Annotated in this window: 20 protein-coding genes; 14 read left to right on the top strand and 6 right to left on the bottom strand. The window is 59.1% G+C overall.

The window, feature by feature from the left end:
- Window positions 1-196 precede the first annotated feature (196 nt).
- The 3 genes from trhA (at window position 197) to RE428_RS14900 (ending at window position 6,469) form a co-directional block, all read left to right on the top strand.
- The gene (trhA, locus tag RE428_RS14910) at window positions 197-877 is read left to right on the top strand and encodes a PAQR family membrane homeostasis protein TrhA (RefSeq protein ID WP_004582779.1); all 681 of its coding nucleotides are present in this window, start codon (window positions 197-199) and stop codon (window positions 875-877) included.
- A 178-nt stretch (window positions 878-1,055) separates the two neighbouring features.
- Window positions 1,056-2,789 carry an autotransporter assembly complex protein TamA gene (locus RE428_RS14905; protein WP_454544844.1) on the top strand — a complete coding sequence of 578 codons (1,734 nt, stop codon included), beginning with the start codon at window positions 1,056-1,058 and terminating at the stop codon, window positions 2,787-2,789.
- Entirely contained in the window at window positions 2,786-6,469 is a 3,684-nt protein-coding gene (locus RE428_RS14900; RefSeq protein WP_004582781.1) for a translocation/assembly module TamB domain-containing protein, read from the top strand. The genes RE428_RS14905 and RE428_RS14900 overlap by 4 nt, the downstream gene beginning before the upstream one ends.
- On the opposite strand, the gene RE428_RS14895 is transcribed toward RE428_RS14900, so the two are convergent.
- Window positions 6,466-7,167, bottom strand: a complete 702-nt coding sequence (locus tag RE428_RS14895; RefSeq protein WP_004582782.1) for an SIMPL domain-containing protein — start codon at window positions 7,165-7,167, stop codon at window positions 6,466-6,468. The two genes, RE428_RS14900 and RE428_RS14895, sit on opposite strands and share 4 nt — an antisense overlap.
- Window positions 7,168-7,301: 134 nt before the next feature.
- Here RE428_RS14895 and RE428_RS14890 point away from each other — a divergent pair, with 134 nt between their 5' ends.
- Window positions 7,302-7,505 carry a hypothetical protein gene (locus RE428_RS14890; protein WP_004582783.1) on the top strand — a complete coding sequence of 68 codons (204 nt, stop codon included), beginning with the start codon at window positions 7,302-7,304 and terminating at the stop codon, window positions 7,503-7,505.
- A gap of 83 nt (window positions 7,506-7,588) precedes the next feature.
- Here RE428_RS14890 and RE428_RS14885 read toward each other — a convergent pair whose 3' ends face one another.
- Both RE428_RS14885 and RE428_RS14880 read right to left on the bottom strand, forming a co-directional pair.
- On the bottom strand, window positions 7,589-8,305 hold the full coding sequence (locus RE428_RS14885) for a gamma-glutamyl-gamma-aminobutyrate hydrolase family protein (RefSeq protein WP_004582784.1): 717 nt from the start codon (window positions 8,303-8,305) through the stop codon (window positions 7,589-7,591).
- A complete protein-coding gene (locus tag RE428_RS14880) occupies window positions 8,281-9,279 on the bottom strand; it encodes an amidoligase family protein (RefSeq protein ID WP_004582785.1) in 999 nt (332 codons plus the stop codon). Before RE428_RS14880 ends, RE428_RS14885 begins: the two co-directional genes overlap by 25 nt.
- 309 nt (window positions 9,280-9,588) lie before the next feature.
- Here RE428_RS14880 and RE428_RS14875 point away from each other — a divergent pair, with 309 nt between their 5' ends.
- A complete protein-coding gene (locus tag RE428_RS14875) occupies window positions 9,589-10,050 on the top strand; it encodes a DUF6231 family protein (protein WP_004582786.1) in 462 nt (153 codons plus the stop codon).
- On the opposite strand, the gene RE428_RS14870 is transcribed toward RE428_RS14875, so the two are convergent.
- Window positions 10,051-10,770 (bottom strand): glutamine amidotransferase, encoded by a 720-nt coding sequence (locus RE428_RS14870; protein ID WP_004582787.1) that lies wholly within the window; start codon window positions 10,768-10,770, stop codon window positions 10,051-10,053.
- Window positions 10,771-10,975: 205 nt separating this feature from the next.
- On the opposite strand from RE428_RS14870, the gene RE428_RS14865 reads away from it, so the two are divergent.
- The 3 genes from RE428_RS14865 to RE428_RS14855 all read left to right on the top strand — a co-directional run bounded on the left by RE428_RS14865 (window position 10,976) and on the right by RE428_RS14855 (window position 12,585).
- The gene (locus tag RE428_RS14865; protein ID WP_004582788.1) at window positions 10,976-11,248 is read left to right on the top strand and encodes an acylphosphatase; all 273 of its coding nucleotides are present in this window, start codon (window positions 10,976-10,978) and stop codon (window positions 11,246-11,248) included.
- 133 nt (window positions 11,249-11,381) lie between these two features.
- The gene (gene lexA, locus RE428_RS14860; protein WP_004582789.1) at window positions 11,382-11,990 is read left to right on the top strand and encodes a transcriptional repressor LexA; all 609 of its coding nucleotides are present in this window, start codon (window positions 11,382-11,384) and stop codon (window positions 11,988-11,990) included.
- A 40-nt stretch (window positions 11,991-12,030) separates the two neighbouring features.
- Entirely contained in the window at window positions 12,031-12,585 is a 555-nt protein-coding gene (locus tag RE428_RS14855; protein WP_004582790.1) for a cell division inhibitor SulA, read from the top strand.
- Window positions 12,586-12,868: 283 nt separating this feature from the next.
- Here RE428_RS14855 and RE428_RS14850 read toward each other — a convergent pair whose 3' ends face one another.
- The gene (locus tag RE428_RS14850; protein WP_004582791.1) at window positions 12,869-13,129 is read right to left on the bottom strand and encodes a hypothetical protein; all 261 of its coding nucleotides are present in this window, start codon (window positions 13,127-13,129) and stop codon (window positions 12,869-12,871) included.
- 115 nt (window positions 13,130-13,244) lie between these two features.
- On the bottom strand, window positions 13,245-13,721 hold the full coding sequence (locus tag RE428_RS14845) for a DUF6586 family protein (protein WP_004582792.1): 477 nt from the start codon (window positions 13,719-13,721) through the stop codon (window positions 13,245-13,247).
- A 272-nt stretch (window positions 13,722-13,993) separates the two neighbouring features.
- Between RE428_RS14845 and RE428_RS14840 the strand changes: the two genes are divergently transcribed.
- From RE428_RS14840 to fliE, 6 genes are all read left to right on the top strand, one after another.
- Complete coding sequence (locus RE428_RS14840; protein WP_004582793.1) at window positions 13,994-15,352, top strand: DUF1329 domain-containing protein; 1,359 nt, start codon at window positions 13,994-13,996, stop codon at window positions 15,350-15,352.
- Between the two features lie 237 nt (window positions 15,353-15,589).
- On the top strand, window positions 15,590-15,913 hold the full coding sequence (locus tag RE428_RS14835) for a hypothetical protein (protein WP_004582794.1): 324 nt from the start codon (window positions 15,590-15,592) through the stop codon (window positions 15,911-15,913).
- Window positions 15,914-16,377: 464 nt separating this feature from the next.
- Entirely contained in the window at window positions 16,378-17,823 is a 1,446-nt protein-coding gene (locus tag RE428_RS14830) for a sigma-54 dependent transcriptional regulator (protein ID WP_004582795.1), read from the top strand.
- Window positions 17,824-18,080: 257 nt separating this feature from the next.
- Complete coding sequence (locus RE428_RS14825) at window positions 18,081-19,322, top strand: sensor histidine kinase (protein WP_004582796.1); 1,242 nt, start codon at window positions 18,081-18,083, stop codon at window positions 19,320-19,322.
- Between the two features lie 115 nt (window positions 19,323-19,437).
- Window positions 19,438-20,883, top strand: coding sequence for a sigma-54-dependent transcriptional regulator (locus RE428_RS14820; protein WP_040883727.1), 1,446 nt, complete (start codon window positions 19,438-19,440; stop codon window positions 20,881-20,883).
- 339 nt (window positions 20,884-21,222) lie between these two features.
- Window positions 21,223-21,591, top strand: a complete 369-nt coding sequence (fliE, locus tag RE428_RS14815; RefSeq protein WP_004582798.1) for a flagellar hook-basal body complex protein FliE — start codon at window positions 21,223-21,225, stop codon at window positions 21,589-21,591.
- Window positions 21,592-21,598: the final 7 nt, after the last annotated feature.

Below are 21,598 nucleotides of genomic sequence, written 5' to 3'. Positions count from 1 at the left end.
GGGGAAGGCGCCATTGGCGATGACGGCCATGGGTCCGGGCACTGCGGCCAACGCGAGGCAGTCGATTCAGAGTGAGGGCGTAGGTGTTCGCTGGTTTATGGTGGCAATAGTTTCAGGGTGCTTGAATTCGATTTATTTCAACGTACAGTTGTAAGCTGAAATTCAGTACTGGTCGACGTTGTTCCCTGGAGGAAGCTTGAACCGTAAATCGTATCCATCGTCCAACGATGGCGTTGTGCAGGATTATCCGGTCATCGAGGAATGGCTGAACTGGACGACGCATGGCCTGGCTGCGCTCTTCAGCGTTGCCGGAATGGTGGTATTGATCGTCCTGGCCAGCATGGCGGCCGATCCCTGGAAAATCGTCAGCTTCAGCATCTACGGCGCCAGCATGACGTTGCTTTTCCTGGCTTCGACGCTGTATCACAGCGCCAGGCAGCCGCGCCTGCGCCGTATCTTCAAGATGCTGGACCATTGCGCCATCTTCCTGCTGATCGCCGGCACCTATACGCCGTTTCTTTTGGTCAACATGCGGGGGGCAGTGGGGTGGACCCTGTTCGCGGTGATCTGGGGGCTGGCAGCGGCGGGTATCACCCTGAAGCTGGTTTTTGGTCACCGCTTCAAGGCATTGCAGGTCATTATCTACCTGCTCATGGGCTGGTTGATCGTCTTCGCCTCGACAGAGCTGGCGGCCAGCGTAAATAGTCTCGGGTTGTGGCTTGTGGTTGCCGGCGGGGTGACCTACACGCTGGGGGTCGTCTTCTACCTGATCAATCGTATTCCCTACAATCACGCTATCTGGCACCTGTTTGTTGTTGGAGGAGGTGCCTGTCACTTCTTCGCGATCTACTACGGGGTTCTGCACGACAAGCTCTGAGCGTGGACCCAGGGCTTGAATAACGCCGGAACCTCCGGAACAATCCCCTGTCGATTCCGTAGGCCTGCCCATACGATAAAAAGTTCCTGGCCTGGTTTAACCTGGTTATCAGGTAAGGATGCCTGATTTTCTGTAGCATACGCTTGATCGGCGGTCTCGGGACGAAGAGGTTTTGACGATCAGAACAACACGCCTTCTCGCACTTTTCGGCGCCCTCATACTGGTTCTTTGCCCGGTCTGTGCAGCCTATGCGGCAGGGCAGGTTGTCGTCCGCGTTCAGGGCGACTATCCGGCGCTGCAGGAAAATGCCACCAACTTCGTCGGTACCGTAGAGGACCGCTCCACCGCCAGCCTGCGGCGTTACGCCAGTCATGCCGAGGATCAGGTGCGTGAAGCCTTGCGCGCCCTCGGCTACTACTCGCCGTCCATCCGCTGGCGTATCGAGGAAGACGAGGCGCCCACCCTCGTGCTCGAAGTCGAGCCGGGCGAACCGGTAAAGATTGCCGAGCGCGAGGTCCGTGTCGAGGGGCCAGCGTCCGACGATCCTGAATTCAGTCTCGGCAACCTGTCGTCGATCGCCCCCGGCCAGATAGTGAACCACGGCGCCTACAGCGCAGTCCGGTCACGCATCCAGAACCGCGCAAGAACCCTGGGCTATTTCCAGGGTGAGTTTGTCGAGCATGCGCTGCGGGTCGATCCGGATGCCAAGACCGCCGAGGTTCGCCTGGTTTACCGTAGCGGGCCGCGCTACGCCTTCGGCGAAGTCACGTTCGAAAGCGACGGTACCTTCGAAGAACAACTGTTGGAGGGTTTCGTCGAGATCCTGCCCGGTGAACCCTACAGTGCCGACAAGGTGGCTGAGCTGGATCGCAACCTGTCCAACAGTGGCTATTTCTCGAGCGTTATCATTGATGCCCCCCCAGACCAGGCCCAGGATCTCCGGGTTCCCGTAAAGGTTCGCCTGAGGACGCGGGACCCGCGTTCGGTAGCCGCCGGTGTCGGCTTCTCCACAGACGTTGGTCCCCGATTTCGCGGTAGCTGGACCGAGCACTGGATCAATGCCATGGGTCATAGCTGGGGCGCTGAGACGGAACTCTCTCAACCCCGGCAGAACCTGACGGCATACTACGAACTGCCGCTCGATCCACCGATGACCGATGCCATTCGCTTTACCACGGGCTATCAGCGGGAAGATATCGAGGACATCGAGTCGGAGCGCCTGACATTCGGCCAGCAATGGCGTCATCAAATGGACAACGAATGGCTGCGGGTGCTCGGCATCCGGTGGGAAGGGGAGCGCTATACCATCGGCGACGAGGAGAACAACAGCCAACTGCTGCTCCCCAGCATCGGTTTTTCCAAGTTGGTGGCAGATTCGCCCCTGGATCCTTCTCGAGGCTATCGCCTGCAAATGGATGTGACGGGCGCGCACCGCAGCCTGCTTTCGGATGCTGACATTGCCCATGTGCTAGGGGTCGCGCGGGGACTCATTACCGTCGGCGATGGCCACCGTTTCCTCGGGCGTCTACAGGTGGGCGCAGTAGCGACCAACGACTTCGACGATGTGCCACCGTCGCTGCGTTTCTTTGCCGGGGGTGACCAGAGCGTACGCGGCTATGGATATGAAACGCTTGCCCCTGAAGACGAGGACGGCAATACCGTCGGAGGTCAGTATATGTTGGTTGGCAGCGTAGAATATCAGTATCCGCTAACCAACACCTGGCGTCTGGCGGCGTTCTACGATCGCGGCAATGCCATCAACGACCTGAACGACCCGCTCGCCACCGGCGTCGGTATGGGCATCCGCTGGGTAAGTCCGGTGGGACCGCTGCGTCTGGATATCGCCAAGGGGCTGGATGAAGAGTTGGGGGGCGGTTGGCGTATACACTTTTCCATGGGACCGGAACTATGAAGCGTGTCCTGCTATGGACCCTGGGTGGTTTCTTTGCCCTCGTGCTGCTTCTTTTGCTGGCGGTGTACCTGGTATTGCGCTCAGAGACCGGGACGGCCTGGCTGATCGACCAGGTTCCGGGATTGACCGTGACCGGTGACCAGGGGTCGGTCCTCAATCGCTGGCAGGCCCAATCGGTGCGATGGCAGGGGTATGGCGTCACCGCTGAGTTGGATGAGGTCTTCCTGGAATGGAGTCCGTCCTGCCTGCTCAAGGGGCTGCTGTGCATCGACCAGTTACTCGCCGAAGAGATTAATATCGCCCTGGCTCCCGGGGAAGAGCAGCCTGCCGAGAGCGAACCTTTCAAGCTTCCTGAAATCAACCTTCCGGTTGGCCTGTCTGTGGGCGATGTGCGGCTGGGGCCGCTGAACCTGAACAACGGCAACATCTGGCGCTCGTTTACCCTTTCGGTAGAGGCGTCCGGCGCCGCCTGGCAGATCGAGAACCTCAACGTCGTCACCGATACGGTGGAAGCCACGGCTAAGGGGCGTCTGGAAACCCGTGGGGACTGGCCACTGGATGTGGATGTCACACTCGATCTCCCGGCCCCGGAACCGGGGGCAGACTGGACTCTCGCACTGAACCTCGCCGGGAGCGCGCGGGATTTGCGTCTGCAAGGCACAAGCAACGGCTACCTCGATGCGCGGCTCAGCGGTAGCGTGGAGCCGTTCGAAGCGGGTATTCCGGCCTCGGTCAAATTGAACAGCGATCGCTTTGTACCTCTGGCCAGCCTGCCGTCCACCTTGACCTTGAACGAATGGGCCCTGGCTCTGGAAGGCAACTTGGAGAGGGGCTTCAATCTGGACACGCAAGCGAGTCTGCCCGGTACAACAGGCCCCGTGGCGCTGGATCTGCAGGGCAGGGTGTACACCGATAGGGCGCGCAACATTCGCCTGCAACTGACCGGACCGGAGCACGGCGGTGAATCCCCGCAAGTGGTCAAGCTGACCGGCCAGGTCCGGTGGCTCGATACCCTGGCGGCGAGCGGAGATCTGCAACTCGACGGCTTCCCCTGGTATAGCCTGTTGCCCGACATGGCAGCTCCACCGGTGGAGCTGCAAAAACTATCTGCCAATTTCAGCTACGAAGACGAAAGCTATGAGGCCCATCTGGAGGGCAATGCCCAAGGACCAGCCGGACCGACCCGCTTTGCCCTCGATGCTGCCGGCGATATGGCCCGGGTCACGGTTTCAAATCTCGAGGTCGGTACCGGAGCCGGCGGCGTGACGGGGCAGGCGCAGGTGGACTACGCCGATATCCTGGCATGGGATGCCGATCTTCAACTCAACCAGCTCAATCCCGGTTACTGGGTTCCCGCATTGGATGGCAGCCTTAGCGGCAAGATTACCAGCGAGGGCTCGTTGCCCGCGTCGGGACCGGACCTGAATGCGGACTGGTCGTTGACCGGTCAGTGGCAATCGAAGGCGCTGGAAACCGAAGGACAGGTCGAGTCCGCGGATAGTGCCTGGGTATTGGCGCCCTTCAAGCTGCGGGTGGGAGACAACCGCGTCACTGCTTCGGGCCAGTGGGCTGAACAGCTCCAGGCGGAATTCCAGCTGGCCATGCCCCGGCTGGACCAGCTCTGGCCCGGACTGGCCGGGCGTCTCAATGGCAAGGGCAATGTCTCCGGCACGTTGGAGGCCCCGGCCGGCCAGGTACAACTCGACGGTGCTGGCGTGGCGTGGCAGGACTTCGTGATCGATCAGTTGCGGCTCCAGGCTTCAGTCAGGGAGGGCGAGCGGGTCGCGTCGGAACTCAATGCGCAAGGCGTACGGGCGGGCGAGCAACTGATTGGCGATGCCGATGTTACGCTCAACGGCACGCGGGACAGCCACCGGCTGACCCTCGATCTGGACAATCCTGAGGTGGACGTGCAGCTGGCCCTCGAAGGCGGGCTGAACGATATCTGGTCTGGCGCGTTGGTTTCTGGCCGTGTGGCTTCAGCGGACCAGGCCTGGACGCTGGACCAGCCGGCGGCCCTGGCCTATACCGGTGCGGGTCGGCTTACCCTGGGTGCCCATTGCTGGCGCTGGCAGGATAGCAGCCTGTGCGCGGATGATCAGGTGCTGTTACCGAACCAGCAAATTGCCTATCGCCTCGATGATTTTCCGATCTCTGCCCTGGCGGCGTTGCTGCCGGATAACGTCCGTTGGGATGCGAGTGTCGATGGCGAGATCGACCTTACGATCGACCAGGCTGGTCCCCGTGGACGTATCGCGCTGGATGCAGGGCCGGGGCAGCTATCGGTGCGACAGGCCGACGAGTGGCAGTCTATCGCCTATAACGTTTTAACGGCCGAAATCGGGCTTCAACCGAACGAAGCGACCCTGGCGCTGGACTTCAGCGGTGATCAACTCGGCCGGCTTGACGTGGACCTGAGTGTCGATCCGACCGGGGCAACGCGGGAACTGCAGGGCACCTATGCGCTTTCCGGCCTGCAGTTGGCGGTGATCGAGCCCTTCGCCGGTCTGGAATCCATCAGTGGCACCGTTAGCGGTAAGGGCGAGCTCTCCGGCCCGTTGATGAATCCGGAGGTTCACGGCGTGCTCAGCCTCAACAATGGCCAGGTGCTGGATCCCACGATCCCGATGCCGCTGGAAGATATCGATGCGGACATCGAGTTCAACGGACGGCAGGCAAATATTGACGGCACGGTACGCCCCAATGACCGCAGCCAGGCCCTACTCGATGGTCAGGTTGACTGGAGCGGCCAAAAACCCAGCTTCGTGCTTAACCTCAAAGGTGAGCGGCTACCGCTGCTGTACGAGCCCTATGCTCAGCTTGAGATGTCGCCGGACCTGAAAGTCTCTTTCAAGGACCAGGCGCTGTCAGTCACGGGCCGCATCGCCGTACCGCGAGGTCAGATCGAGGTCAGGGAGCTGCCTGCCCAGGCGGTGTCGGTATCGGACGACGAAGTCATCGTCGGTGAGGAAAAGGAGGCCGCCCCCGGCCCATCCCTGTCCATGGACGTGACCGTCGTGGTGGGGGAGGACAAGGTGACCTTCGAAGGTTTCGGTGTCACTGGTAACTTGAAGGGCGAGCTGCGGATCGGCAATAACCTCGATACCCGCGGCACCTTGCAGTTGGTGGATGGCAGCTACGAGGCCTACGGCCAGGAGCTGGAAATACGACGTGCCCGTTTGCTTTTTGTCGGGCCCATCAGTCAACCGTACATTGATATCGAGGCTGTGCGCCGGGTAGATAATGTGGTGGCCGGTATTCGTCTCAGTGGCCCGGCAGAGGAGCCGGAGGCCGAAGTCTTTTCTGAGCCTTCCATGCCCCAACAGGAGGCGCTGTCCTACGTGATTCTCGGACGCCCGCTACGTTCGAGCGGCGATCAGGGGCAGGTCGGCCAAGCAGCGCTTAGTCTCGGTCTGGCACAGACTAACGAGCTGACGCGCGGCATTGGCGAGCAATTCGGCATCAAGGATTTGACGTTGGAAGCGGAGGGGTCGGGCGAGACGGCCAGTGTCGTCGCCAGCGGCTATATTACCGATGATTTGTCGGTCAGGTATGGCGTTGGGGTGTTCGAGCCGATTACGACGGTGGCCCTGCGGTACGACCTTGGCCGCTATTTCTATCTGGAGGCGGCCAGTGGCCTGGCCGCCTCACTGGATCTGTTCTATACCCGGGATTTCTAATCGATCTCGAACGTGGCGCTGACTGTGACGGTGAGCTCCCGGTTGCCGATTGCCGTTACCGGGCCGGACTTACCGCGGGCTTCAGCCATCATCATCGGTACCGGGCGACCGCCGTAACTGGTGGATAGCATCTTCACGTCGCCGCAGGTCTGGTTCAGGCGCATGGCAATGAACTCGCATTGCTCCCTGGCGTCGTCGATCGCTTTACCCAGGGCCTCTCGCTCCAGTTTCTCTTCGCTGGAATGGAAGAAGTTGCCGTCGCTGATATGGTACTCAAGGCCACTTTTCTGGGCAGCTTGCAGTACCGGGTTGAGCGAGTCCAGGGCGGGCAGGGTGAAGCTGACGGACTGCGAGGCGACCGCGCGGGCGCGGGGCTGATCACCCTCCTTGTTGGGAGGAAGTTGCTGGGTATACAGGTTCAGGGTTGCGCTATCGTAGTCCTCGAGCTGGTTGCGATAGGCGCTCACGGCCTCTTCCCATTGTGAAATCTTCTCCCTGACGGCGTCCGTGGCGGCCTGGGGATCCTGGTCTTCCTCCCGTGCAGTGAATTGCAGACGGATACTGTCAGGCGTGAACTCGACCTTGCCTTCACCGGTAACGCTGACTTCTCCCGCCAGTGCAAGGGCCGGAAACAGCCCAAGGGCAAGGATAGCGGCGCGTAAGGCACCGTGCTGACCACGAAGTCGATCGAATGACATAATGCGATTCCTTGTCTGATTGATGTTTTGGGTCTATCTGTCGTTAGGGAGCTCAAAGAAGTTGATTCGTATACCTGTGGTTTAGCGAATCAACCTGCAGAGGTTCCTAGATTGAATTCAACGGAGTTAGTTTCATGCTTGTGCACGGACAACAGGTGCGTCTGACACGCAGGGAGCAGCAGGTGCTGCTGGAGCTGACCGGCAACGACCCAGCCGGCATCCGGACCCGGGAAGATCTTCGCCGCTTTGCGGAAGACAACCTGGTTGCCGCCGATCAGGACGCCGAAACCCTCAAGCAGCTGAAAGGCGTGCTCAACAAATATCTTTCGGCGCTCTGATCTCTCTTCGCGCACCGGGGCCTCGTGCTGCTCTGCAACGTCCCTGAGGACCCGGGGCCTCAATGCGATAGGTAGGTGGCTGCTCAAAGTACCGGACCCTCGATATGCCCCAATCGATGCAATTTGCGGGCACGGACGGCGGCGACGAAATTTTTGAATATCCGCCTGTGCGGAGGGTGGTAAAGCAGGTATTCCGGGTGCCATTGAATACCGAGCAACCAATGGCCTTCCTCGCTTTCGATAGCTTGCACGAAATAGTCGTTATCCAGCGCCACGACCCGCAAGCCGCGCCCCAACCGCTTGATCGACTGGCTGTGAATACGATTGGCGCCGATGGTCGGTCCCTGCATGATATTCCCTACGAGGCTATCGTGGACCAGTCGCACGGTTTGCAGAGGTAGCAGCAGCGGTCGGTGGCGCGTGTTGACCCGCAGGGGCGTGATGTCCTGACATAGGGAGCCACCACGGAAGATGTTGATGAGTTGGGCACCACGGCAAATACCCAGCACTGGCAAGTGCAGGTCTTGCGCTTCGGTGAGTAACCGCCAATCGGTTTCATCCCGGATTCGGTCATAGTGGGCGCGGACCTGCGGTTCCTGACCATAGCGCGAGGGATGGACGTGAGTGCCTCCGGACAGCACCAGGCCATCCAGCATGCTCACGTCCACGTTCGATCCCGGTCGGATAAATAAGGTCCGCGCTCCGTACAGGTGAAGTCCGAAGCGGATCAAGCGGTGGGTCAGGCGCTGGCGCGACGGGCCGCTAACCCCAATAGTCAGCCCAGGTTCTGCTTCAGCCATGCGTCACAGCGATCCTTCCAGCTGGTGGTCAGGTTCTTGAAACTGAGCTTGCGGCTTGCCCGGTACTCGCCCATCAGGTCCGCCAGTTTCCCCGCATCGGCGGCGAGTTCCTCGACGACGACCCAATCGTTCCAGACACTGGAAAAATGCCATTCCGGGTTGTCGATGTCGCAGTCCGGCAGGCGGTAATGCAGGGTTGGGCGGGACTTGACCCGCTCGTCGTCCACGTATTCGCGCAACAGCGTCTCGTTCAGGTGTGCGAACAGCGGGAGCAGGTCCAGGGCCCGGTTGCGGGTTGGATTGTAGTGGAGATAATCCTTCATCAACTGACCCTGGTCCGGCGCGTAGTCCAGCTCCATGATCAGGTCAACATAGTCGCTGTCCCAGGGCTCGATATACGTGGTGAATTTACGACTGATATCGAGTTGGTGACGGGCCTTGAGCCAGTCGTAGAGGCCAGCAAAGGCGCGGAAATAGTTAACCAACGTGGCCGGTTCGAGGTCCGGTAACTCCGGATTGAGCTGCAGGCCAAAGGCATAGATTAGAGCTTCCCGGCTACCCAGCGCACCCGCTTCCCGCAACTTGTCGCAGAGGTACTCGACGGTTTCCAACTCGGATAGGGGGAGCGGCGGCGTAATAATCTCCAGCGGCACGATACGCTCGGCGGCGGCATCGATCACCTCCATCGCGTGTCCGCCCAGTTCCCGGATGGTCTCCGGTAAACGCTCGTCCCGGAGGTCCAGATCCTTGATTGGATCGGAGTCCAGCTCGATGGTGTAGTCGCCTGAGGGCGTTTCGATCCTGGTTACATAGCGGGAATCGAGCCTGGCCTTGCCCTTAAGGAGCTGGGCCGCGAGCGCTACCAGGTTTTCGTAGGTCAGGCCAGAGATCTCCACCTCCACGCCAACCCGGCGCTCCTTGCCTTCCGAGGTATTCCGGATGCTGGGCATCCGGCATGCCTGATCCTGCGTCATTTGAGCTCCTTGCGTTGCCGCCACTGAAGCCCGCGCCATTGGGCTGAACGTCCTGGGCCGATAAGCTCCCGGTCGCTCTCTTTGCGGGCGATGTCACTGCGAATCACTTTAACACACTGTTTTGTCGGGACGATGAACAGTCGTTAAGCCTGACAGGTTTATTGCCAGGACGTCTGGCTCGTTCACTGACCCGTCGAACCGACGGATGTCTGTAGTGGGCTTGCTTCACCTAATTCCTGCTAGACTTGAACCTGCATATCTTGAAACCTGTTCAAGTCGAACGGAGCCAGCCGGGAGCGACTGCCCTCAATGCTCGCCAACACCCTGAAACAGCTACTGGGCGAATACCGCCCCGAACGCCTGCTCGTCGCCGGCGAGGCTGCGCGCGAGGTGGGCTCGGAGTGGGTCGACCATTCCGGTGCCGAGCTTGTGGACCTGACGGAAAATCCGCTGGGCATCATGGAGCAACCGAGGGGTGTGGCGGACCTGGCACTCATCACCGATATACTCTCGCATCTGTCCCACGATGATGCCCGACAGCTATTGGGGTGGCTGCGTAATGCGGGCGCGCGGAGAGTTGCGGTCAGTGTCGCGCCAGGCGATGACTGGTCCTTCAATGACATGATCGCGCTGGCATTCCGCCGTTATTCGGCACTGGACGATGGCACCACCGTTTATGCCTACGATATTGAAACCTATAACCGCCCGCGCGACTGGAACAACCCCAGGTACTGGGCCAATCCCGAGAACTGGGGCAAATATCGCTGGTAGTCAGGGCATTAGATCCCGTTCCACCAGATCGGCAAACCGTCGCAACAGGCCCTGTGCTTCGGGTGTCTGACGCAAACCGGCGCGCAGGTCGACCACTGGCAAGCCTTCGGTCCTGAGGGCGGTGTCCAGCCGGTTGAGATAGGCGGACATGATGGGCGCCGTGAATTCGGGGTGGAACTGTACGCCCCACGCGCGACGGCCAATTCGGAAAGCCTGGTGGGGTTCATGGTTCGAACTGGCCAGTAGCGTCGCGTTTGGCGGCAGGCGAACGGCGGACTGCATATGGGTCAGGTGGGCCGGAAATACGTCCGGTAGTGCGCCCAGCAACCAATCCGTCCTGCCGTCGGCGTTCAATGTAATATCCAATGTGCCGATTTCCCGCCCGTCGGGGTGGTAGTCTGCGGTTCCGCCCATGGCGTGGGCCAACAGCTGATGGCCATAGCAAACGCCCAGAACCGGCAAATCCCCTGCGATACGGCGTGCAAGCCAGGCAGCGGTGCGCTCGCTCCAGTCCGCCCGCTCGCTAACCATGGCCGGGGAGCCGGTGACCAATACGCCATCGGAATGCTCTGGCAGCGGGGCGCCGCTGGCAACATCATGAACCTCAAGCCGAAGGCCAGGCCTGCCTAGCTGGCGAATGAACCAGTCCTCGAAGTCGCCATGCTCGGCCTTGATTTCCGGGTAAGTCGTGCCAGTTTTGATGATACTGAGTGTCTTCATGATTCTCCGATGGTAAATGGCTTGCCGCAAGTGGACATGTTGTTTGCTGTCGACGGAACGGGAGCCAGGGCTGGGCGGCTCTGGGAACGCGATAGTCAACGGGAATAGACAGTACCGGCAATGGAACCATGGCCGCATTTTAAGGGAAAGTCGTTCCCGTTAGGCTGTAAGGTATTCAGGACGAACGTATTTCATGGAGGTCGTAATGGAAGAACAGTGCATTCGAGTCTTCGTTTCCGGTCGGGTCCAGGGTGTTAATTTCCGCGGCAGTACGCAGGAGCAGGCCAAGACCAAGGGCATCTCGGGCTACGCCAAGAATCTGACCGACGGCCGTGTCGAGGTCGTGGCCTGCGGTGACGAATCCGCACTCGAATGGTTGCTTGAGTGGTTGCACAAGGGACCTTCTTCGGCACGTGTCGACGAAGTTAAGGTCGAGTCCATTCCCTATAAGCCCCGCAAGGAATTTTCCGTTAAATAGCATCAGGTTCCAACCTTTAAACGCGGCGGCCGCCCTTGCCGGCGGCCTGGCTGTTTCTCCTGTCTGCAGGGTTTACACTGGATAAGATACTGTATATAGTTCCAGTTACTGTATATAAAGACAGGTAAACGGCATGAAGCTGACACCGCGACAAACCCAGGTACTCGACGTTATCCGGCGCTACGTGGATGAAACGGGCTATCCGCCTACCCGCGCGGAAATTGCCCAAGAGCTGGGCTTCAGGTCTGCCAACGCGGCAGAGGAGCATTTGCGAGCGCTGGCCCGCAAAGGTGCGATAGAAATGGTACCCGGCGCCAGCCGTGGCATTCGCCTACCCGAAGAGGAGGAGGACCCCGGATTGCCGATTGTGGGGCAGGTCGCTGCGGGTAACCCAATCCTCGCCCAGGAACATATTGACGACTACTGCGCTCTACAGCCGACGTTCTTTTCGCCGTCCGCCGATTACCTGCTGCGCGTGCGCGGCATGAGCATGAAAGATATCGGCATTCTCGACGGTGACCTGCTTGCGGTCCACCGGACCCAGGATGTTCACAACGGGCAGGTCGTTGTCGCTCGCGTTGGTGAAGAAGTCACCGTCAAGCGCTTCAAGCGTGAAGGCAGTCATGTTTACCTCCTGCCCGAAAACGAAGAATTCGAACCGATTGATATCGATCTGGCCGAGCAGGAGCTGTTTATCGAAGGTCTCGGTGTTGGTGTGATCCGCCGCTCGGATATGCACTGACCTTTATAGAATCTGGCGTGTGTGAAGTTGGAGGTGTCTCGTGGAGCAGCTCAGTTTTAACCAGAACCTGACATACAATGCGGCGGCTATTGCGTCGCCGACCAAGGCTGTGTCCCGGCAGTCCGCTCGCTATTCGGCGCTGAATGGGGCTCGTACCGGCGCCGTAGCCTTCACGGCGGGGCGCGATGCGCGTCCAGATTACGCGGATGTTGCGAGACCTTCGTCGGTCGAGAAGCCTGAAGGTAATGTTACCGAAATCATCCTGCCGGAAGCGCAAGTGGAAAACATGCAGTTGCTCCTGCCGATGCTGACGCAACTGAACCAGGAGCGTCGCTGGTTGGCGTGGATCGATCCGCCCCAGGCTCTGATGCAGAAGTGGCAGCAGATGCATGGCATTATCGCCAGTGAGCTCCTGGTACTGCGCTCCACGGGTCAGCATGATGCACTTTCCCTTGCCGAACGCGCCCTGGCCGCGGGAACCTGCCACGCGGTGGTGATGTGGACGGCGGACGCCCTGGGGGCTGCGGCGTTCGATCGGCTGCAGACAGCTTCCGCAAAAGGCGATAGCCACGGGGTGGTACTGAGGCAGCGGTGAATTGCTGGGCTGAATGCGTCGTACTGTATGATCGCTCGACACAGATCCGAAGCAACGGCAGTCTGAAAGACTCTCCTTATTCGGAAAGAAATAGGAATGGTTAGAGCGCTTTATGAGGCCCGGTCGCTTAGCTAGCCTGCAAGCGGGTCAGCAGGATACATAAGTGCTGGCCAACAAAAAACGGGCGCTTCGGCGCCCGTTTTTAGTCTGAGGAGCTTGGGATGCGTTTGGAGTTGGGTGTTCCGGGCTGCCCCTATGCACTTGGCACGATAAGGAAAGGAAGTTAGTGCAGGGTCCTGGGGCGAGATGACGGCTGGTGCTCCGGCTCGTCCTCTTCCCAGTCGAGGTCATGGGCTATGTTGCCGACAGCTTCGATACCGGCGGTCATCATCGCCTTGGCGACTGCAAGGTCGCGCTCTTCCATCATGTCTCGTGCTTCCTGCGAGAACGAGATACGTACCAGCGGCGCGGTCTCATCATCAGCGCGACGCAATGCAAAGTCGCCATTTGGAAGTTCGACAATTTCAAGAATTGATGTAGACATAGTTACTGCCTTTTCCTGACGGCCAGGCCGCCTGAATGAGAAGTTTACTACTGTGAGCTTTCCGTTTGCCTGTGAGGTCGCTGTGTTAAAAAGATTAAGCCGTCATCCTCGGGGCTTACCACTCATCGTGACGCTCCAGGATCATTTCGACGTAGTGTTTCAGCGCCTTCGCCGTTTCCAGAAGAGCTGCCACCGACCGGTCGGGCCCTGAGTCTGCAGCAACAGCAATCATGTTCTCCCGTTCCGCAGGTGACTTGCGCTCACTTGGACGCTGCTGCGCTTGAACCATGAACTCGATGTGTTGCCACCAGGAGCCGGGGTCGGCCGCCAGGGAGCGCAACTCATTAAGCTCGGCCTGGTCGCCGGCCAATAGATCGGCCAGTTCGTCCAATCCCCGTGGCGCTGCATTACGCACCTGATAAATATCTGCAACCAGACGAAGCAATGCTGTACGCGCTTCGATTAGTAAAGCTACGGCTCCCTGGGTCGCGGCTTCCCGCTCTGCGGCTTGCGCCTGACGTTCAGCGACCCGAATCAGGGTCGTCGCCAGGAATACTTGCTGCTTGGTGAAAGACGGCCACTGAGACGCCATAGATCAATTCATCGCTCACTTGAACACTATGTCCGTAGTCTAACAGATAGCGGCGGTGGTTTCGCCTTCACATAGGTGGGAAATAGGCAATTTGGTAGCGTTAAGAAACTTGATTTGCGTCATGGGTTTAACAACTTCCTACAAAGTAATTCTTGTCATTTTTGCATCAATCAGGCAAATAGGCGCCCGGATTCGAAATTTTCAGGCATTTTCCGCGACGTTGATGCCCAATGGCTGAATGCTCCGAAATTGCCGTCTGGAGGGGAATCATCATGCGCCATCGCTTTCTTGTGCTGACCGTGTTTTTACCGCTTGCATGGCATGCTGCTGCCAATGCGAAGGTATCTGAGGTCGAAGCAGCACGGCTCGATCAGGACCTGACGCCGATTGGCGCTGAACGGGCAGGTAACCTGGCAGGCACTATTCCGATGTGGACGGGTGGCTCGGCTACGCCGCCGGAAAATTACCGCCAGGGCGAGATTGAGGTGGACCCTTTTCCGGACGATAAACCGTTGTTCGTCATTTCCGCCGAGAATATGGACCTCTATCGGGAGAACCTGACCGCTGGACACCAGCGATTGCTGCGCCAGTACGGCCCGGACTATGTCCTCCCGGTCTACAAGACCCGCCGCACTGCAGCCTATCCCGAGCGTATTTACGAGCGTTCACGGGACAACGCCGTAAGTGCAACACTGCTGGACAATGGGAACGGCGTGCGCGATACCATCGCCACCAGCCCGTTCCCCGTGCCTCAGAACGGCCTTGAGGCTATCTGGAATCACATCCTGCGCTACCGCGGTGAGGAAGTATCCTTTCGCTCCGCATTTGCGACTCCAACTGTGGACGGCTCCTTCAACCCGGTATTGACCGAATATGATTATTTCTTCGCCTACAGCGAGCCGGGTGTCCAACTGCGTGATATCGACAACAAGATCTTCTACCTGAAGACCCGCATCATGGCGCCGTCGAGCCTGGCCGGTACCCTGAACCTGGTGCACGAGACGCTGGATCAGGTGCGTTCTCCCCGTCTGGCCTGGCGCTATGAATCCGGCGAGCGCCGTCTGCGTCGCTCGCCGAACCTGGCGTACACCACCGACCTGCCCAACAGCTCGTCGTTACGCTCGGTAGACCAGAAGGACATGTATAACGGCGCCCCCAACCAGTACGACTGGGAATTGAAGGGCAAGCGCGAAGTCTACGTACCGTACAACGCCTACAAGTTGCATCAACCCGAGGCAACGGCGGATGAAATCATCCAGTCCCGCCACATCAACCAGGCGCTGACCCGCTATGAACTACATCGCGTGTGGGTCGTCGAGGCAACGCTGCGAACCGGTATGGAACATATCTACCACCGCCGCGTGTTCTACCTGGATGAGGACAGCTGGCAGATCCTGGCGACGGAAGAGTATGACGAGGACGGCAAGCTGTGGCGGATTTCCGAGGCCCATAACATCAGCTACTACACCGTTCCGGTGTTCTGGACCACGCTTGAGCTGACCTACGATCTTCGATCCGAACGCTATTACGTGGATGGCCTGGACGACGGTCAGGGACCGTATGACTTCAGTCCCGGCTTCCGCGGCAACGAATTTACCGCATCGGCGGTGCGCCGTTCGGCGCGGCGCTAGGCTGTCGCAAAACCCGGCGTGCTCGTTTTCGGTGGGCTGAATGTTCTGGATGAACTGAAAGCAGTCAGTAGCCCGAAACCGCTCGAAAGCCCGGCCCGTTCTGTGCCGGGCTTTTTGTTATCGGGACGTCCGCGTAATCTGCGGGGCATTGTGGGGAGGGCGCTTTGAGCCGCTATACTGGTGGCCATTAAGTGCCTGCTCATATATGGCAGGCTGGCACGTGAACGGAGAGAAATCATGCCCTCGGCGCTCGAAACCCTGGATACTTTGCTCGATGCCTTTCGCCACGCCCTGTCAACGGAGGATATGGTTGAACTCAACCGGATTACCGAGGCGGTGCGACCGGCCATCCAGGCCGCAATGGCTGACGTGAAAGAGGGCAATACCGATTCCGGTGCCTTGCAGGAACGTTTGCTTGACTTACAGGCCTTGACCGAGCGGGCCTCTCAAGACGCCAGCAAAGCTCGCGAAGAGGCGGCTAAGGGGCTGCGCGAGATCAACCAGAATCGCAATGCGGTGAATGCATACGCCAACGTAAGGAATCGAGGATCCCGTTACTAAAGAGCCTCTGATTCGACACGGAATTCTGATTATTGACAATTTATTGCGTCATAAAATTGACTGTCACCGATCCAGAGTCTTAAATACGCGTCATAATTCAGGCATCATCTGCTGCACAATACGCTCGATTATGAGCTGGTGCATTTTCTGAAGCGTAGTACCTCGCTTTGAATGGTACTGATCGAAAGCCGGCACTTATTTTGAAGCCGGCTCTTATTTTGAAAATCGGTACCGACTGAAGATAAGTACTCACTGACGATTTGTACTCGCTGAAAATGGGTAATCACTAAAATGTGGTGCTTACTGAAGTCTAGTACTTGCTAAGAAAGCTCCGAATCATCCGGTTGGCTGTTTTGCGTCGGCTGCCCCGGTATGACTCCGGTTAGCCCCTTTAACCGGACTTCATACCGGCCGTCAGGACTGCGAGCCCAGGAGCATTTTATCGACCCGGAGATCCAGACTGCATGTCCAGCGACAACAATAAAATACTGGTGTTGATTGGCGATCAGGATGTTTGTCGTGACCTGACGACGATCCTCGAATTCCTCGGTGAGGTGCCGACCGTCGTGTCGCCGGACAAGGTAGGCTCTATGGATGCCGACGCCGTCAAAGACGTCTCCGCTGCCATCCTGGATGGCGGCCAAGCCGATCTCCCCGGTCTGGTGAGAGCCCTGGATAAAGTCGATGCCGGCCTGCCGGTATTGATGATCGGGGACCCGGACCTGGCTGATCTGGAGTCGGAGCTTGCCCAGCGGGTCATCGCCCGAATGGAATGGCCGCTAAATTATACCAAGTTCGTTGATTCCCTTTACCGCGCCCAGGTATTCCGCGACCAGTATGCCCGCTCCCGAGAGCGTGGTCAGCAGCGCAGTATCCAGCTGTTCCGCAGTCTGGTCGGCACGAGCCGAACCGTTCAGCATGTCCGCCAGCTGATGGGGCAGGTGGCGGACAAGGAAGTCAGCGTGCTGATTACCGGCGAGTCCGGCACCGGCAAGGAAGTGGTGGCGCGCAATCTTCACTACCATTCACCGCGACGCCAGAAGCCGTTCGTGCCGGTCAACTGCGGCGCCATTCCTGCCGAGCTATTGGAAAGCGAGCTTTTTGGCCACGAAAAAGGTGCCTTCACGGGTGCGATTACGGCCCGGGTCGGACGTTTCGAGATGGCTGAAGGCGGCACCCTGTTCCTTGATGAAATCGGCGACATGCCGCTGAACATGCAGGTCAAGATCCTGCGGGTGCTGCAGGAGAAAACATTCGAGCGTGTGGGTAGCAACCGCACTCAATCGGCTGATGTTCGGGTCGTTGCCGCGACCCACAAGAATCTCGAGGACATGATCGAGTCCGGAGAATTCCGCGAGGATCTTTACTATCGGCTCAATGTCTTTCCCATCGAAATGCCGGCGCTGCGCGAGCGGGTCGAAGACATCCCGCTGCTGGTGAACGAGCTGATATCGCGTATGGAGAAGGAGAAGCGCGGTTCCCTGCGCCTCAATTCCGCAGCAATCATGAGCCTGTGCCGGCACGACTGGCCTGGCAACGTGCGGGAACTGGCTAATCTGATCGAGCGCCTGGCGATCATGCATCCCTACGGCGTGATCGGGGTTCAGGAACTGCCCAAGAAGTTCCGTTACGTGGACGACTTCGACGAGAATCGCCCGGTCGAGGATGTGGGGATGCCTGCAGGCGTACCCGGTTTGGTTGGGCTGGACGCGCCCGCGTTGCTGCCCGTCAATGGGATCGATCTGAAGGACTACCTGGGCAATCTCGAGAAGCAATTGATTCAGCAGGCATTGGACGAGGCCGGCGGCGTCGTCGCCCGAGCCGCTGAAAAGCTGCGCATCCGGCGTACCACACTGGTCGAGAAGGTGCGGAAGTATGGCCTGCGCGAGGACGAATCCGAGAATATGTAACCGCATGGCCGCCATTCGGCGGCCTGCCTCCCCCTCAAAGCTCAACCCGACGTGCCGCCGTCAAAAACTCGTTTGCCCTCAGTTTGCCAACCCCGGATTCACGACGGTTATCTGTCAGCTGCCTTCGCTTATCATTACTTACTTACTGAAAAGTAAGAATAATCCAAAACTGGCACAGCAATCGCTTATTAGCCTGCAACGTTAATTTACCAGGGGCATCGCAGAGGCATTCTGCGGTCGACTTCCGGAGGTCAGGCATGAGCCAGTTGCAGTATTCCATCCATTCATCCGCGTCGGATCGCGCATCCAACGCTGCTGCTGACGCGAATGAAAAGGTGACGGCCCTGTTCCCACCGTCCAATGAAGAGGCGGCCGTCGATTCGGCACTCGACCTGTTCAACCGGATGTCACGCCAGATTACCGATTCCTATCGCACCCTCGAATCCCGGGTTAACCAGCTTTCCGGTGAGTTATCGGCGGAATCCCGTCAGCGTCAGCAGGAGTTGGAAGAGAAAGAGAGGTTGGCGGATCGTCTGTCAACACTGCTTTCCGTCATGCCGGCCGGGGTGGTGGTTCTGGACAGCAGGGGCGTGGTTAGCCAGTGCAACCCGGCGGCTGTTTCGTTGCTGGGCGAACCGCTCGAAGGAGAAGCCTGGCTGGAGGTTATTCGCCGCTGTTTCGCGCCGCGTCGCGATGACGGCCACGAAGTCTCCCTACGCGACGGCCGTCGGGTCAGTATTGAGATCCGTTCCATGGAGAACGAGCCCGGACAGCTGATCCTGCTGACAGACCTGACTGAAACCCGTCGCCTTCAGGCGCAGCTTTCCCATGCCCAGCGCCTATCGGCTATGGGCAAGATGGTGGCGTCACTGGCGCATCAGATCCGTACGCCGCTATCCGCGGCGATCCTCTACGGCGGTCACCTGTCCCAGCCGGACCTCGATGAGGAACTGCGCCAGCGCTGTGCGAACCGCCTGATGTCGCGTTTGACCCACCTTGAGCAACAGGTTCGCGACATGCTGATCTTTGCCCGCGGCGAAACGCGTCTGGCTGAGCAACTGCCGCTGAAGAGCCTGACCGAAGGTCTCAAATCAGCAGCCGAAGGCCTGTCACTAAAGTCGGGCATCGAATTGGAGTGGGATGTCCAGGCCGAAGACGGGGCGATCCATTGCAACCGCGACGCTCTGGTGGGTGCCTGCATGAACCTGGTCAGTAACAGCCTCGAAGCGGGTGCAACCCGCGTGACTCTGGGGCTGCACGAGGTGGACGGCCAGCTGGAAATTGCTGTCGGAGATAACGGTCCGGGCTTTGAGCCCTCCCATAAAGAGCAGTTGTTGGAAGCGTTCTATACCACCAAGTCGCAGGGTACGGGCTTGGGGCTAGCCGTGGTCCAGGCGGTGGTTAAGGCTCACCGGGGTGAGTTCACCCTGGAATCCAATGGCGCCGACGGCGCATTGGCGAGGCTGCGGCTGCCTCTGGTTGCTGCCCAGCCGAGTTGATTCACGAGAACACACTTTAATCGGTGCCATGAGGTTCGATACCCAGGGCGCTACAGGAACTGAAGCCCGACGATAAATCGTCGGCACAAGAAGACAGAGCATGGCGGAGGCAATCATGGCCAAATCAACCGTTCTTATCGTGGAAGACGACCTCGACCTGCGCGAGGCCCTGGTCACCACACTGGAGCTCGCCAAGTTCCGGGTGCGCGAGGCGGATTCTGCCGAACAGGCCCTGCGGAGCCTGGCTGAGGCGCCAGTGGATATCATTGTCAGCGACGTCAATATGCCGGGCATGTCCGGCCATGAACTACTGGCTGAAGTACAGCGGCTGTACCCGGGCCTGCCAATGATGTTGATTACCGCCTATGGTCAGATCAATCATGCGGTATCCGCCATGCAGGCTGGGGCTATCGATTACCTGGTAAAGCCGTTCGAGCCCCAGGTTCTGGTCGATGCTGTCACCCGGGTTGTCGGCGGCCCCGCCCGCAGCCAGAAGGATGAACCGGTCGCCGAAGACCCGGTCAGCCAGCGCATGTTCCAACTGGCACGCAAAGTGGCGGCCAGCGACTCCACCGTCATGATCTCGGGAGAGAGTGGTACCGGTAAGGAAGTACTGGCTCGCTACATCCACCAGCATTCACCGCGCGCGGACCAGCCGTTCGTGGCGATCAACTGTGCGGCGATTCCCGAGAACATGCTCGAGGCCATTCTGTTTGGCCATGAAAAAGGCTCATTCACCGGCGCCCATGCATCGTCACCGGGTAAGTTCGAGCAAGCAAACGGCGGCACCATCCTGCTGGATGAGATTTCCGAAATGGACCTGGGGCTCCAGTCCAAGCTGCTGCGCGTACTCCAGGAGCGTGAAGTGGAACGTGTGGGTGGTCGCAAGCCTATCCAGTTGGACGTGCGGGTGCTGGCTACGACCAACCGGGACCTGGCGGATTATGTTCGCGAGGGCAAGTTCCGCGAAGACCTGTACTACCGCCTGAGCGTATTCCCCATGCAGTGGCAGCCGTTACGCGAGCGTCCGCGGGACATCATGCCGCTGGCTCGTCACTTGTTGAAACAGCACAGCCGGAAGATGAAGCTGACCGGTATCATGTTCAGCCGCGATGCGGAGCAGGCTCTGCGCCAGCACGCCTGGCCGGGCAACGTGCGGGAACTCGATAACGCCATCCAGCGTGCCTTGGTGCTGTTGCAAGGTCAGGAAATCGTCGCAGACGACCTCTGCCTGGACATGGGTATCACCGGCCTGGCGCCCCGTGCATCGATCGCGTCCATGCCTGCACCGACCCGTTCCGTGCCGGAGGAAGCGGCGGATGTACCGGATATGGATGCGTTTGCAGCCGAGGAGGATTTGTCACAGTCCGATGCCGGCTCGCTGGGGCACGACCTGAAGCAGCGTGAGTTCCGAATCATTATCGATGCGTTGCGCCGCGAGCGTGGCCGCCGCAACCGGGCTGCCGAGCAATTGGGTATCAGCCCTCGCACCCTGCGTTACAAGCTGGCCCAGATGCGGGAATTCGGTATCGACCTCGATGCAGAACTGACACCGGCCTGAGGCCAGGGATTGATCTCGCTTCCGAGTCGGTGTTGGCGCTGACATTGGTCTGCAGATGCGACACCTCTGGAAGCACGCCTTCTTTGTAGAAACTCCTTCGTCGGCACCTTCGGGTGCCGTTTTTTATTTTCCTTCGCGCAGGCTGCTAGAGTCCGGGCTGTCTCCCCCCCACACACAGTCAATTATTTGGCAATGTTCCGGTAAGCATTGTTTGAAATGGCTTTATATCTCTGAAAAATAAGCCTAATTCTAGAATGGCCCGGCTCTTGCTTTAACCGCGCTAACGCGTATTAACAGAGGTTAGCGGGTGGCTCGGATGAGCACCGCTGAGGGGGAAACATGGTTCAACGAGCCGACATCAACAGCGTACTCTCCGATATCCGTTCACTGCGGTCCCAGATGATGCAGAACCAGCGTGTCGAGCAGGAAGGCCAGCTCAACGGCACATTGGATCGCGTCCGCAAGCCGGAAGGTACGCAGGAAACAGCGGGTTTCGGCGATATGCTGAAGCAGGCAGTCAACCAGGTGAACGACCTCCAGCAAACCTCCGGCGACATGCGCACGGCCTACGAGCAGGGCGACCCGAACGTGGATATCACCCGCGTCATGATCGCCTCTCAGAAAGCATCCGTTTCTTTCGAGGCATTGACCCAGGTGCGAAACCGGGTCGTGAAGGCCTACGAAGACATCATGAACATGCCGGTTTAATAGCGGA

The sequence above is a fragment of the Marinobacter nanhaiticus D15-8W genome, assembly GCF_036511935.1.
Taxonomy (GTDB): domain Bacteria; phylum Pseudomonadota; class Gammaproteobacteria; order Pseudomonadales; family Oleiphilaceae; genus Marinobacter_A; species Marinobacter_A nanhaiticus.
Note: the sequence above shows the minus strand (reverse complement) of the source record. Positions and strands in the feature narration are given on the sequence as shown.